Raw genomic sequence first — 12,905 nt, 5'->3', positions numbered from 1 at the left:
GCGGGGAAGAGCGGGAGGGCGGTTATGGGTGAGCCTTTGAAGACCTTTGTCGGGGGTGCCGAGGTCGAGGTGCCCAACAGCATTCCGGCAATCCGGGACGCGCTGCCGGAGGGGCGGCGGGCGGAGTTCGAGCGGGCCATCAACGAGGCGGGGGTGCATGAGATCCAGGCCGTGATGCGGCACTGGATGCTGGAGGCCGTGCCCGATCCGGAGGCCGAGCGGATTCTGGACCGGCTGGCGCGGGACGAGGCCGAGAGGCGGAGCGTCGCTTGAGCTTCCGGATCTCCTACGCGCCGCCCGCCGACGACACCCTTGCCAAGATGGCGGACGGTGAAACATTCCGGGCCGGGATGGCGGCGACCCTGGGCCGTGAGCCCTATGGGCACGGGTCGACCGCCGTCAAGGGGGAGCACGATCGCCGGGAGGCGACGGTCGCCGGGGCGATCGTGCTCTATTACGTCTCCGGTTCGGTCCTCACCGTCACCGTCGTACGGCTCGTTCCGCTTCCTTGACGGAAGGTCAGGCGAGCTTCTTCGCCTGCGCGTCGATCACCGCGGTCGGCAGGTCGAAGTCCTCGCCGGAGCCCGCGGCCGCGAGGTTCATCGAGCTGAGCGTGGCGAGCGTCGCGCCCTGACGCAGCGCGGTGAGCTTGAGGGAGTTCTTCTCGCCGTCCGACTCCACCGTCACCGTCCAGGCCGCCGCCCCCTCGCCGCCCTTGACCTGCTCCTCCGCGATCTTGGCGACCTTCTGCTTGTCCCCGCCGACGGTGAGCGTGAAGCCGCCCGCGCAGTCCGTCGCGGCGGTGCGCAGCGCGGCCAGCGTCTCCTCGGCGCCCTTGCCGTCGTACGACGCGAGCGTGGTCATCGTGGTCGTGATGTCGAAGGCGGCCTTGAACGCCTCCTCCGGGTCGGCGATGTCCTTGTCCGCGCCCTTCTTCGGCACGCTGGCCACCTTGCGCTGCGTGCTGGCGACGGGCGAACCGGCCTTGGCACCCATCAGCGCGTCGCCGAAGACGTCGCAGGACTCCTTGTCCGCGGTCACGTCCTTGGCGTCGATCAGGTCGGCCGGACCGGCCTTGGTGATCTTGTGGTCCTTGACGTCGCCCTGCGCCAGCGAGACCTGCTCCAGCTCGGCGGCGGACAGCGCCTTCGCGGGGGCCTCCGCGCCCTTGTCGTCGCCCTTTTCCGACGGCTGGGCCGAGGAGCCGGCCGCCTTGTCGGCGCCCTTGTCGTCGCCGTCCGAACCGCAGGCGGCGGTGAACAGCGCCAGGGACATCACGGTGGCGGCAACGGCGGTACGGCGTATGACAGTGGGTCGCATGGCCCGTCCTTCTGCTCAAAGTGTTTCGCCCGCACGCGAGCAGCCCCGCCGGGTTCGGCGCGGCTGAAATAGGGGTGCGTGGGGGTGATCCAACTCTATGAGCCCGCTGTGGTTTGGCAATCCTTTACCTTGGGCATCGCACGTGATCGTGACGACGTCGTGATCACTTCGCGCACACCGTTCAGGGGGAGCCCGCCGTGCCGATCGATTCCGTTCCCGCCGATGTCCTCGCCGCGTTGGGCACGCCGCCCGGTCTGGTCGCCTCCTGCGAACCGCTCACCGGGGGCACGTACAACGCCGTCAGCCGCGTCCGGCTGACGGACGGGCGGGACCGGGTGGTGAAGGTGCCGCCGCCGGCCGCCGGGGACTGCCTTTCGTACGAACACGACCTGCTGGTCAACGAGGTGACGTTCTACCGGGCCGCCGCCGACGAGACCTCCGTGCCCCTCGTCGTACGCGCCGAGCTCGACCCGGCCGCCGCCACCGGCCCGTACGTGGTCATGTCCGCCCGCGCCGGCCGCCCCTGGCACGAGCTGACCGGCGCGATGGCCGACGGCGAGGAGGCGCGGCTGCGCACCGAGCTCGGGCGGATCATCGGCCGGCTGCACGGCGTGCCCGCGCCGGGCGGCTTCGGCTACCCCTCGCAGGCGCTCGGCCCGCTCGCGCCCACCTGGCGGCAGGCGTTCACCACGATGACGGACGCGGTCCTGGCCGACGCGCGGACGTACGCGGCCCGGCTGCCCCGTACGGCGGCGGAGACCTGCGCGGTGCTCGGCGCAGCCGCGTACGCGCTGGACGACGTGACCCGGCCCGCCCTGGTCCACTTCGACCTGTGGCAGGGGAACATCCTGGTCACCGGTGAGCCGGGCGCCCGGCGGGTGGGCGGGGTCATCGACGGGGAGCGGATGTTCTGGGGCGACCCGGCCGCCGACTTCGTGTCGCTCGCTCTGCTGGGTGACATCGCGGACGACAAGGATTTCCTCGCCGGTTACGGGGAAGAGGCGCCGGGCGGGCCCGTGGAGTTCGACGCCTCGCTGCGGCTGCGGCTCGCGCTCTACCGGGCGTATCTGTATCTGATCATGCTGGTCGAGACCGTGCCGCGCGGCACCTCCGGGGACCAGCTGGAGTGGACCTGGAACGAGGTCGCGCCCCGCCTGGAGGCCACGCTGAGGGAGATCGAGTCGGCGACGCGCGTACGGGGGTGACGCGAGGTCAGCCCGCGGAGCGCCGGGTGAGGTGCGCGAAGGCGTCGAGATTACGGGTGGACTCGCCGCGCGAGACCCGCCAGGCGTACTCCTTGCGGATCGCGGTCGCGAAGCCGATCTCCAGCAGGGAGTTGAAGGCGCCGTCCGCCGCCTCCAGCACGGAGCCGAGCAGCCGGTCCACCTCCTCGGGCGTCACCACGGACAGCGGCAGCTTGCCGGTGAGGTAGATGTCGCCGAGCGGGTCGATCGCGTAACTCACGCCGAACAGGCGCAGGTTCCGTTCCAGCAGCCAGCGGTGCACCGCCGCGTCGTTCTCGTCGGGGTGCCGGATGACGAAGGCGTTGAGCGAGAGGCTGTGCGCGCCGACGATCAGTGAGCAGGTGGTCGACAGCTTGCGGGTGCCGGGGAGCTGGACCACATAGTTGCCCGGTGCGGGGCTCTCCCAGTCGAGCCCGGCGTCGGCGAAGCTCGCTTCGAGGACCTGGGCGGCCCGGGTGGCCTCGTTCTTCGCCGGTACGGGTGCGTCAGCCATGTTTCGAGCGTACGTCAGGTGGCAAAGGCGCGCGGTCGGGACCGGTGGTGAGGAGGGTTACGCGTGAACGGGCGCGGGAAGAGGCGGCCGGGCTGTTACACGTGACGCGTGCGGGCCCGCCTGCGGTGTTCCTGGATCGCGGCCGTGTACACGTCCGCGGTGGCGGCCGCCGCCGTGTCCCAGCCGAACCGCTGGGCGTGCTCCGCCGCCGCCCCGCCCATCCGGGCGACCAGCTCCGGCGCCCGCGCGAACCGCTCCAGCGCCTGGGCGTACGCGGCCGGATCGTGCCCCGGTATCAGGAAGCCGCTGACCCCGTCGCGCACGGCCACCGGGAGGCCGCCCACGGCCGCCGCGACGACCGGTGTCCCGGCCGCCTGGGCCTCGACCGCGACGAGTCCGAAGGACTCGCTGTACGAGGGCATGACCAGCACGGACGCGGCCCGGAACCAGTCGGCGAGCTGGTCCTGCCCGACCGGCGGGTGGAACCGCACGACGTCCGCGATGCCCAGCCGGGCGGCGAGCTTCTGCAGCCCCTCCGGCTTCGCGAGGCCGCTGCCGCTGGGGCCGCCGACGACGGGCACCACGATCCGGGACCGCAGCGAGGGGTTCCGGTCGAGCAGCACGGCGACCGCCCGCAGCAGCACGTCGGGGGCCTTCAGCGGCTGTATGCGGCCCGCGAAGAGGGGGATCAGGGCGTCCTGCGGGAGGCCGAGACGGGCGCGGGCGGCGGCCCGGCCGTCACCGGGACGGAAGCGTTCGAGGTTGACGCCGGGATGGACGACGGCGACGGCCTGCGGATCGGCGTCGTAGAACCGGACCAGCTCGCCCGCCTCCTCGGCGGTGTTGGCGATCAGCCGGTCGGCGGCGTCCACGATCTGGGTCTCGCCGATGACGCGGGCGGCGGGCTCGGGGCTGTCGCCCTCGGCGAGCGCGGCGTTCTTCACCTTCGCCATGGTGTGCATGGCGTGCACGAGGGGAACGCCCCAGCGCTGCGCGGCCAGCCAGCCGACGTGTCCGGAGAGCCAGTAGTGGGAATGGACGAGGTCGTAATAACCGGGGCGCTGACCGGCCCACGCCTGCATCACCCCATGGGTGAAGGCGCAGAGCTGCGCGGGCAGCTCCTCCTTGGCCAGACCCTCGTACGGCCCCGCGTCGACGTGCCGGACGAGGACACCGGGCGCCAGGTCCACGGCGGAGGGCAGCCCTCCGGTGGTGGAGCGGGTGAAGATCTCGACCTCGATATTGATCGCGGCCAGCCGCTTGGCCAGCTCCACGATGTACACGTTCATTCCGCCGGCGTCGCCCGTCCCCGGCTGGTGCAGCGGGGAGGTGTGCACGGAGAGCATCGCGATGCGGCGGGGCCTGCGGTGACCGGCGGTGAAGGAGCCGGTGAGACCTGCGGGGAACCTGAGACGTGGTGCGCCACGGCTGGTGCCGAGCCGAGAGACGTACTGGGTCACGTCGTCCGTCCTCCTCGCTGGGCCCCGGTGCCGGCGCGGTTCACGGCATGGCACCGAAGGGGCACACGGTCCCTTCGAAGGTGGGGAACAGCGGAATCCCTCCTTTCATTTCCGCTTTGCCAAATCATTACGGCACAAACGCGGGGGCCGTCCCGATGCTCTCCCGCCCGCCCGGCGCCCGCATCCGCCCGGATCGTTACGCTCTGTGTCATGCGCCCGATCGGCACCGCGACCCGCGGGACCACCAACCCGAACCGGCTGCGCCGCATGGACCGCTGGATCGCCGCCACGCACGGCCCCGCCCTGCGCCGCGCCGACACCCCCGTCGCCGTCGACCTCGGTTACGGGGCCGCGCCCTGGACCGCCGTCGAGCTGCTGGAACGCCTGCGCACCGCCGAACCGCGTACCGCGGTGGTCGGCATCGAGATCTCCCCGGAGCGGGTCGCCGCCGCGCAGCCGTACGCCCGCGAGGGCCTCACCTTCCGGCACGGGGGCTTCGAGATCCCGTTGCCGGAGCGGCCCTCCCTGATCCGGGCGGCGAATGTGCTGCGCCAGTACGACGAGGGCGAGGTGGCCGGGGTCTGGCAGCGGCTGTGCGAGCGGCTGGCGCCGGGCGGGCTGCTGGTGGAGGGCACCTGCGACGAGATCGGGCGGCGGCACGTGTGGGTGGCGCTGGGGCCGGAGGGACCGCGCACGGTGACCTTCGCGACCCGGCTCGGCTCGCTGAACCGGCCGTCCGATCTCGCCGAACGGCTGCCGAAGGCGCTGATCCACCGCAATGTCCCGGGTGAGCGGGTGCACGCCTTCCTGCGCGACTTCGACCGGGCGTGGGCGGCCGCGGCGCCCTACGCCTCGCTCGGGGCCCGGCAGCGCTGGATCACCGCGGTGCGGGCGCTCTCGGGCGACTGGCCGCTGACGGACGGGGTGCGGCGGTGGCGCCAGGGCGAGGTCACGGTGGCGTGGGAGGCGCTGGAACCCGGGGGGTGGTGAGGGGGCGCACTCGGACAGCGCGAGGGCGCGTCCTCGTTGCGCCGGGATTCACCCCTGCGGTGGGAACGGCCGGCGGGCATCGTTCGTCGGAGTGAGTGGGGAAGTCGGGGGCGCGGGGGTGGCGGGGAGTGACGGAAGAGCGTAGTGCCGCCCGAAGGCCGGAGTGTGTCTGCCTCTGTTGCTTTTCAGTACGGCATGGCACGATCTGGTCGACGCCACATGTTACTGACGGTTAATCAGTTTTCTGGTACTGCTCGAACAGTTGGGAACTGCTCGGAGGGGGAGCTCGTGTACCGACGCCACTGTGCCGCCGCCGCGATGACTCTGGTCTGCGCGCTGGCGGTCCTCGCCTCGCCGGTCCAGGCATTCGCCGCACCGACACCGCCGGGGTCCGCCGATGGTGGCGGGAAGAGCCTGGAACAGGTGCGCGCGGAGATCGACGAGCTGTACCTGGAGGCGGGCGCCGCCACGGACGCGTACAACCTCGCCGAGGAGAAGGCCAAGAAGCAGTCGGGCGAGCTGGTCGGGCTGGCGCAGTCGATAGTCGAGGGCCGGGCGAAGATCGCCGCCCTCAAGGACCGGGCCGGCGCCCAGGCCCGCGAGGAGTACCGCAACGCCGGGCTCCCGCCGGGCGCGCGGCTCATGCTCAGCGGCGACCCCCAGCTCTTCCTCGACGGCATCAGCCGCAACCGCCAGGGCCAGCAGGCCGGCAAGGGGCTCCTGGAGGAACTGACCAGGACGCAGCAGGACCTGGAGACGTACACCAAGGACGCCAGCACCAACTGGACCAAGCTGGAAGCCAGCCGGGTCAAGCAGGCCAAGGCCAAGAAGAAGATCAACTCGCAGATAGCGGCGGCGAAGAAGCTGGAATCGCGGCTGGAGAAGGAGGAGCGGGCCCGGCTCCTCGAACTGGAGCAGGAGGCGGCGCGGCAGGCGCAGACCGCCTGGCTCGACTCCGGCGCACTGCAGGAGATCAACCGGGACGCGAGCCCGCTCGGCAAGCAGGCAGTGGCCTTCGCGACCGCGCAGATCGGCAAGCCGTACGTGTGGGGCGCGGAGGGCCCCAAGTCGTACGACTGCTCCGGGCTGACGTCCCAGGCGTGGGCGGCCGCGGGCCGCCCGATCCCGCGCACCTCGCAGGAGCAGTGGCGGCTGCTGCCGCACATCGCGATCAAGGACATGCGCCCCGGCGACCTGATCATCTACCACGCCGACGCCACCCACGTCGGCATGTACGTGGGCAACGGCCAGATCATCCACGCCCCGCGCCCCGGCCGCGACGTCACCCTGGCGGGCGCGGGCTCGATGCAGATACTCGGCGTGGTCCGCCCCGACGCGTAGTCCTTGGGCGGACGGCGGGACGGCGGGACGGGGCGGCGCGTGGCCGCGCCGGACGTGGTTGCCTGGGGGCGCAGGGCCCGGGCAACCCGGGTGAGGCGGGCCACTGTCGGGGGTGGGTTGCGCGTGACCTTTGTCATGTCGCTGTAGCGCGGCCCACCGTGCCTGATCCGTGGTGGGACGCGGCTTATGGCGGTGCATATGCCGGCCGCGGCGGGCGGGTCGGCATTCCGTTCCCCTGGTCCGGACCGCTATGGTCCCCGTCTGGCGGGACGTCGTTCGTCGCTCCGCCGCGCCCTCGGGGGGAGGGAAGGAAACCCGAACCGATGCCCGTATCCGTACCGCAGCCGTGTTCCGCGCCCGCTGCGGAGAACAGCTCCGGCGCCGGCCTCACCCTCCTCGTGATCGAGGACGACCCGGCGGGCACCTTCACCGCCCCGGAGCTCTCCACCGCGGCCGGTGCCCGGGTCCGTATCCGTGCCGCCCGGAACCTCACCGAGGCGGGCCGGCTCCTCACCGACGACGTGGACTGCATCCTGCTCGACCTGGCCCTGCCGGCCGGCGCCGAGGCGCGGGGCGACGGCGAGGGCGAGGAGGACGGACTCGCCACGCTCAAGCACGTCCTGCGGATCGCACCCCGGCACGCCGTGCTCGCCCTCACCGCGGAGGACGACGCCGAGCTGGCCGCCGAGGCGGTCCGGGTGGGCGCGCAGGACTATCTCTTCCGGGGCGAGCTGGACAGCAGGCTGCTGAGCCGGGCCATCCGCTACGCCGTGGAACGCAAACGGGCCGACGTCGCACAGCACCAGCTCACCGAGTCCCGGCTGCGCGCCGAGGAGAACGCCCGGCTGGAACGCGGGCTGCTCCCGACCCCGCTCCTCGACGGCTCCGACCTGCGCTTCGCGGCGCGCTACCGCCCGGGCCGCAGCCGCGCGCTGCTCGGCGGGGACTTCTACGACACCGTCCGCACCCCGGACGGCACGGTGCACGCGATGATCGGCGACGTCTGCGGCCACGGCCCGGACGAGGCCGCGCTCGGCGTGGAACTGCGCATAGCGTGGCGCGCGTTGACGCTGGCGGGGCTGTGCGGCGACGAGCTGCTGTCCACCCTCCAGGAGGTCCTGGAGCACGAGCGGGAGAGCGAGGAGATCTTCGCGACGCTCTGCACGGTGGACATCGCCCCGGACGGCCGCCGCGCGGGCCTGTGCCTGGCCGGGCACCCCGCGCCGCTGATCGCCCGCCACGGACGGGCGGCGCAGCTGCTCCCGTACGAGGACGGCGGACCGGCCCTGGGCCTGCTGCCGCGTGCGCGGTGGCCGCGACGGCAGGTGGAGCTGGGCGGCGCCTGGAGCCTGATGATGTACACAGACGGCCTGATCGAGGGCCGCGTCGGCGACGGCACGCAGCGCCTCGGCCAGGACGGCATGGTGGCGATGATCAACCGGCAGCTCGCCGAGGGCCTGACCGGCGAGGAGCTGCTGGAGGCGGCGGTCACCCAGGTGCGGGAGCTGAACGGCGGCGAGCTGACGGACGACGTCGCGGTCCTGCTGCTCGACCGCGACCAGGAAACCGCCCGGTCCCGGCCCCCGGTCGGCGCGCGGCGCGTGAACATCCCGCGCCCGCGCCCGGCCTCACCGGCGGCGGCTCAGCGCCCGCCGTTGTAGGGGCCGTACGGGCCGTCGCTGCTGGATCCGCCGCGTCGGCGGCCACCGCCGCTGACGGCCTTGAGGGCGGGCCGTACGTCCACGAAGAAGACGATGGTGGCGATCAGCCCGGCGATCTGCAGGAAGATGAAGATGGGCCAGAGGTTCACCGCGACCACGATGCCGAGAATGATCAGCCAGAAGGACTTCTTCTGCTTGTCCGCGGCGCGGTAGGCGTCCTCGCGGGCCATCAGGGCCATGACCAGCGCGACCACGGCGAGGACGAGCATGGCCGCGGAGAGCAGCCCGAGGAACGAGTTGAAGCCGTCGAGCAACATGATGTGCACCGCCTAGTCAGGTGAAAGCGCCTCGCGGCCAAGGTACCGGGACAACGAACGGGCCACCCGGAATGTGCCCGCCCGCCGCCCCGGCACACCTGCCGAGGGCATCGGCGCTACTTGCCGGAGGGCGGGGTGGCCTTCTTCGCGGCGGGCTTCCGCGCCGGAGCCTTCTTGGCGGCGGCGGGCTTGGCGACGGGCCTCGGCTTCGCGGCGGCCGGCTTGGCCGTGGTGGCGGGCTTGACCGCGGCCGGCTTCGCGGCGGGAGCGGCCTTCGCGGGGGCGGCCGGCTTCGGCGCGGCGGCCGGCTCGGACTCCTTGCGCGGCTCCACGACGACGGCGATCTCCACGATCTCGTCGGCGGTCTCGCCCCGCCACGTCCGCACGGTGCGCTCGCCGCGCTCGGCGACCTTCTCGTACGTCTCCCGGGCCCGTACGGCGTACTCGGCGGCGACGCCCACCCCGCGCAGCGCCAGGTCCTGGGCGTTCTCGCCGAGCTTCTTCAGGTCGGTGTCGAAGGCGCCGATCACCTCGGTGACCTTGGCCTGGAGAACGGACTGCGCCTCCCGGGCCTGCTCGGTGACCTTCTCCTGCACGGCCTTGGGGTCGGTGTTCCGTACCGCCTCGATCCGCTCCGGGGCCTCGGCCCGCAGCTGGTCGAGCAGCGCGGGCACCTTGCGGGCCTGGCGCACGGCCAGGTCGGCCGTGCCGGCGGCGAAGTAGAGGGGGGTCGGGTCGGTGAGGGTCTTGCGCAGGTCATCGGTGATGGCCATGACTGTGGTCCTCCCGGATCATCAGACTGGGTGTGAGGGTGATGGAGCTCTCAAGCTGTATCGGCAGCACTGCCGTCGGCATTGAAGGGAGCGTCTGCCCCGGCCTCGTCGTCCAACCCGTTCTCCTTGCGGAAGGACGCGTAGATCTGGAGCAGCACGCTCTTCTGGCGCTCGTTGATCGACGGATCGGCGAGGATCACCGCCCGCGTCTCCAGCTCGTCCTGCTGCCGCTCGTCCAGAATCCCGGCCCGTACGTACAGGGTCTCGGCGGAGATGCGCAGCGCCTTGGCGACCTGCTGCAACACCTCGGCGCTCGGCTTGCGCAGCCCGCGCTCGATCTGGCTGAGGTAGGGGTTGGACACGCCGGCGGCATCGGCGAGCTGCCGCAGCGAGAGCTGCGCACTGCGGCGCTGCTCCCGCAGGTACTCGCCGAGATTGCCGACGTTGAGTGAGGCCATGCCTCGATGCTGCCCCCACTTGCTAACTTTTGCAAGCAGCCGCTTGCAAAAGTGTTCCACGTTACCCGTCGGCGCCGATGCGGCCCTTTCGTCATGCAGGGAAACAACCAGGCGGGCCAGACCGGACCGGCCCGGCAGGATGGGTGGATGGGAAACGTATCGTTACGCCGGCTCGACCTCGGGTACTTCGTCCGGCCCGCCTCGGAGACGGGCGGTCCGCAGCCGCGCGTCGAACCCGTCCTCGCCTACCTGGTCCGGCACGACAACGGGCTGATCCTCTTCGATACCGGTATCGGTGACGCGGGTCCGGAGACTGAGGCGCACTACCGGCCCCGGCGGCGGGCGTTGCGGGAGGCCCTGTCGGGGGCGGGGGTCGGGCTCGACGAGATCGCCCTGGTCGCCAACTGCCATCTGCACTTCGACCATTGCGGCGGGAACCCCCTCCTGGGCGGCCGGCCCGTCCTGGTCCAGGACGTCGAACTGGCCACCGCCCGCGCGGGCGGCTACACCGTCGACGCGCTGGTCGACTTTCCGGGTGCGGTGTACGAGGAAGTCACCGGCGAAGCCGAGATCTGGCCGGGAGTCCGGATCGTGCCGACGCCCGGGCACACCGACGGGCACCAGTCGCTGGTGCTCCGGCAGAGCGACGGCACGGTGGTCCTCGCCGGGCAGGCGCACGACTTCGCCTCCCACTTCGCGTCCGACCAGCTGGCGCGCCAGGCGGCCCTGGACGGCGTGGAGCCGCCGCTTCCGCCGTATCGGCCCTGGCTGGACCGGCTGGCCGACTTCGACCCGCGCCGCGTGCTCTTCGCGCACGACTGCTCGGTCTGGGAGCCGGCGCGGTCCTGAACGGCGGTTCGATGACGGGGTGCAGCCCCTCCGGAATCTGAGCACGCCGGCTCCTCCTCAGCCGCGCCCCCCGAGGAAGCCCGCCACCACCGCTCCGAACGCCTCCGCGTCGTCCGCCCACGGGTAGTGCCCCGCCCCCGGCTGCACGACGAGTGCGGCGTCCCGGAACAGCTCGGCGAACGTGGTCACCGCACTCGGCGGGCTGTTCAGGTCGTACGCGCCGGCCAGCAGCAGGACGGGCGCGGTGAGGGAGGCGAGGGCCTTGCGGGTGGCCGGCGGATCGAACGCCCCCTCGGCGCCGAAGAGGGCGACGGACTCCGGGTTGCCGGGGCGGCCGAGCGCCTGCAAGCGGCGGGCCGCGTCGTCCCAGCGGCCGTGGAAGAACGGCTCGACCGCCGCCCAGTCCGTGCCATTCCCGCGTGTGATCGCCTCCAGCGCGGGGAAGGCCGTCGGGAACCACGGTTCACCGCTCCTCAGCCGCGCGAGCGCCCGCCGCTCGTCCCCGGTGACGTCGATGCCGACCGCCCGCGTGCTCGGGGCGATCAGGGCCAGCCCGCCGATCCGGTCCGGGTGGCGCTCCGCGTACCGCACCGCGATGTTCGCCCCGGCGGAGTGGCCGAGCAGATCGACGCGGGCGAGCCCGAGGTGGCGGCGCAGCGCCTCCACGTCCTCGGCCAGGCGGTCGCAGCGGTACGTGGAGACGTCCGCCGGGACCGCCGAGCCGCCGTTGCCCCGCAGGTCGGGGACGACGAGGCGGCGGTGGGCCGACAGTCCGCCGAGGTCGCCCAGGTACCGGGAGTCGGCCGGGCCGCCCGGCACGCAGACGACCGGGTCGCCGGGGCCGTCCCCGTACGTCCGGTAGGCGAGCAGGGTGCCGTCGGGCGCGGTGAAGGTGTGCGTGGTCATGAGGGCAGGGTGGCAGCTATAACCTAGTTATACAACCTGGTTATGGAGTCTCGGTATATAACTGGGTTGTGGCAGCAGGCGATCCGACGCAGCAGAAGAACAGCTCCCCCGCGCTCACCGAGGCGCAGGCCGCGCGCATGCTCGCCGGGATGAACGAGGTCATCCGCGCGGGCGAGGAGACGCGGCGGCTGCGCACCGAGATGATCAAAGTGCTCGCCGACCTCGGCTGGACCCAGGAGCGCATCGCCCGCCTCACCGGAATGAGCCAGCCCGCCGTCTCCAAGCAGGTGGTCAAACACCGCGACGCCGGACCGCCCCAACCCGTCGGCCTCGCGCTCGGGCAGGACGACCCCCCATGGCTGGAGGGGCGGCTGTGGGGCGTCGCCGAGGACATCACGGAGACGTACGGCTCCGCCGCGCGCTGCCACCCCGTCGTCGACGCCCTCGCGCGCGGCCGGCAGCGCCTCACGCCCGAGAACACCGACGCGCTGCGGCGGCTCGTCGAGGAGGACCTGCGGCGGTACGGGGACGGGCTGGCGGCGCACCGGGCCGCGTACGACGAGATCAGCCGTGCGCTCGACGTGCCGTCACGGACCACCGGTACGCCGCCCGGCTCCCCGTCCGTACGCCGTACGCTCGCCCACCGCCTGCAACTCGACCGGCTGCGGGGCGAGTAGGCCCGGGGGGCAGGGTGCCCGCCGCGCCGTAGGCTCGTCCGTATGACCTCGTTCCTGCCGCTCCTCGTCTGCACCGGCGCTCTCGCGGCGGTCATGGGCCTGCTCGGGTGGCTGGCCGTACGGGCCCGGCGGCGCGGGGCGGCCGGATCGGCGATGGGGGCCGCGCTGGCCGCGTACGACGAGGCGTTCCGGGTGACCGCCCACGAGTCGTACTACGAGGTCCGGGCGCAGGCGGACCGGCAGGCGTCGATGGCCTCGCCCGACGACGCGTGGCGCCCCTTGCACGACCGGCGCGGCCGCCGCCCCGGCGCGACCCGCGCCCGTGGCTCCCTGCGTCACCGCAACGCGTTCGTACGGTGGTGGCGCCGCAGCGGCTGACGCCGGTCCGGCGGGGGGCGGACCGCGCTGGTCGTCCT

The 12,905-nt window shown here is 72.6% G+C and carries 16 protein-coding genes; 9 read left to right on the top strand and 7 right to left on the bottom strand.

Annotated features, from left to right (window positions below; genetic code table 11):
• Positions 1-24 precede the first annotated feature (24 nt).
• Entirely contained in the window at positions 25-273 is a 249-nt protein-coding gene (locus OHS17_RS18050; RefSeq protein ID WP_073964763.1) for a hypothetical protein, read from the top strand.
• Entirely contained in the window at positions 270-512 is a 243-nt protein-coding gene (locus OHS17_RS18045; protein WP_330312994.1) for a hypothetical protein, read from the top strand. Before OHS17_RS18050 ends, OHS17_RS18045 begins: the two co-directional genes overlap by 4 nt.
• Before the next feature lie 7 nt (positions 513-519).
• Here OHS17_RS18045 and OHS17_RS18040 read toward each other — a convergent pair whose 3' ends face one another.
• A complete protein-coding gene (locus OHS17_RS18040; RefSeq protein ID WP_330312993.1) occupies positions 520-1,320 on the bottom strand; it encodes a hypothetical protein in 801 nt (266 codons plus the stop codon).
• A gap of 197 nt (positions 1,321-1,517) precedes the next feature.
• Here OHS17_RS18040 and OHS17_RS18035 point away from each other — a divergent pair, with 197 nt between their 5' ends.
• A complete protein-coding gene (locus OHS17_RS18035) occupies positions 1,518-2,525 on the top strand; it encodes a phosphotransferase family protein (RefSeq protein WP_330312992.1) in 1,008 nt (335 codons plus the stop codon).
• A gap of 7 nt (positions 2,526-2,532) precedes the next feature.
• On the opposite strand, the gene OHS17_RS18030 is transcribed toward OHS17_RS18035, so the two are convergent.
• Positions 2,533-3,057, bottom strand: a complete 525-nt coding sequence (locus tag OHS17_RS18030; RefSeq protein ID WP_161207981.1) for a YbjN domain-containing protein — start codon at positions 3,055-3,057, stop codon at positions 2,533-2,535.
• A gap of 95 nt (positions 3,058-3,152) precedes the next feature.
• A complete protein-coding gene (mshA, locus tag OHS17_RS18025) occupies positions 3,153-4,517 on the bottom strand; it encodes a D-inositol-3-phosphate glycosyltransferase (RefSeq protein ID WP_330312991.1) in 1,365 nt (454 codons plus the stop codon).
• 210 nt (positions 4,518-4,727) lie between these two features.
• Between mshA and OHS17_RS18020 the strand changes: the two genes are divergently transcribed.
• The 3 genes from OHS17_RS18020 to OHS17_RS18010 all read left to right on the top strand — a co-directional run bounded on the left by OHS17_RS18020 (position 4,728) and on the right by OHS17_RS18010 (position 8,509).
• Positions 4,728-5,507, top strand: coding sequence for a class I SAM-dependent methyltransferase (locus OHS17_RS18020; RefSeq protein ID WP_330312990.1), 780 nt, complete (start codon positions 4,728-4,730; stop codon positions 5,505-5,507).
• 288 nt (positions 5,508-5,795) lie between these two features.
• Positions 5,796-6,848, top strand: a complete 1,053-nt coding sequence (locus OHS17_RS18015) for a C40 family peptidase (protein WP_330312989.1) — start codon at positions 5,796-5,798, stop codon at positions 6,846-6,848.
• A 323-nt stretch (positions 6,849-7,171) separates the two neighbouring features.
• Positions 7,172-8,509, top strand: coding sequence for a PP2C family protein-serine/threonine phosphatase (locus OHS17_RS18010; RefSeq protein WP_330312988.1), 1,338 nt, complete (start codon positions 7,172-7,174; stop codon positions 8,507-8,509).
• Here the strand turns inward: OHS17_RS18010 and OHS17_RS18005 are convergent.
• The 3 genes from OHS17_RS18005 to OHS17_RS17995 all read right to left on the bottom strand — a co-directional run bounded on the left by OHS17_RS18005 (position 8,491) and on the right by OHS17_RS17995 (position 10,057).
• The gene (locus tag OHS17_RS18005) at positions 8,491-8,826 is read right to left on the bottom strand and encodes a DUF2516 family protein (protein ID WP_018101634.1); all 336 of its coding nucleotides are present in this window, start codon (positions 8,824-8,826) and stop codon (positions 8,491-8,493) included. The two genes, OHS17_RS18010 and OHS17_RS18005, sit on opposite strands and share 19 nt — an antisense overlap.
• A gap of 116 nt (positions 8,827-8,942) precedes the next feature.
• The gene (locus OHS17_RS18000; RefSeq protein ID WP_330312987.1) at positions 8,943-9,599 is read right to left on the bottom strand and encodes a hypothetical protein; all 657 of its coding nucleotides are present in this window, start codon (positions 9,597-9,599) and stop codon (positions 8,943-8,945) included.
• Between the two features lie 50 nt (positions 9,600-9,649).
• A complete protein-coding gene (locus OHS17_RS17995) occupies positions 9,650-10,057 on the bottom strand; it encodes a helix-turn-helix domain-containing protein (protein WP_018101636.1) in 408 nt (135 codons plus the stop codon).
• A 147-nt stretch (positions 10,058-10,204) separates the two neighbouring features.
• Here OHS17_RS17995 and OHS17_RS17990 point away from each other — a divergent pair, with 147 nt between their 5' ends.
• Positions 10,205-10,906, top strand: coding sequence for an N-acyl homoserine lactonase family protein (locus OHS17_RS17990; RefSeq protein WP_330312986.1), 702 nt, complete (start codon positions 10,205-10,207; stop codon positions 10,904-10,906).
• A 57-nt stretch (positions 10,907-10,963) separates the two neighbouring features.
• Here OHS17_RS17990 and OHS17_RS17985 read toward each other — a convergent pair whose 3' ends face one another.
• Positions 10,964-11,812 carry an alpha/beta fold hydrolase gene (locus OHS17_RS17985; protein ID WP_330312985.1) on the bottom strand — a complete coding sequence of 283 codons (849 nt, stop codon included), beginning with the start codon at positions 11,810-11,812 and terminating at the stop codon, positions 10,964-10,966.
• Positions 11,813-11,880: 68 nt separating this feature from the next.
• Here OHS17_RS17985 and OHS17_RS17980 point away from each other — a divergent pair, with 68 nt between their 5' ends.
• Together OHS17_RS17980 and OHS17_RS17975 are read left to right on the top strand one after the other, a co-directional pair.
• Positions 11,881-12,489 carry a sigma-70 family RNA polymerase sigma factor gene (locus OHS17_RS17980; protein WP_330312984.1) on the top strand — a complete coding sequence of 203 codons (609 nt, stop codon included), beginning with the start codon at positions 11,881-11,883 and terminating at the stop codon, positions 12,487-12,489.
• Between the two features lie 42 nt (positions 12,490-12,531).
• Positions 12,532-12,867, top strand: a complete 336-nt coding sequence (locus OHS17_RS17975) for a hypothetical protein (protein ID WP_330312983.1) — start codon at positions 12,532-12,534, stop codon at positions 12,865-12,867.
• Positions 12,868-12,905: the final 38 nt, after the last annotated feature.

Origin of the sequence: Streptomyces sp. NBC_00523, from assembly GCF_036346615.1 — a bacterium.
Taxonomy (GTDB): Bacteria; Actinomycetota; Actinomycetes; order Streptomycetales; family Streptomycetaceae; genus Streptomyces.
The sequence above is the reverse complement of the archived record's forward strand: the minus strand, read 5'-3'. Positions and strand labels throughout refer to the sequence as shown.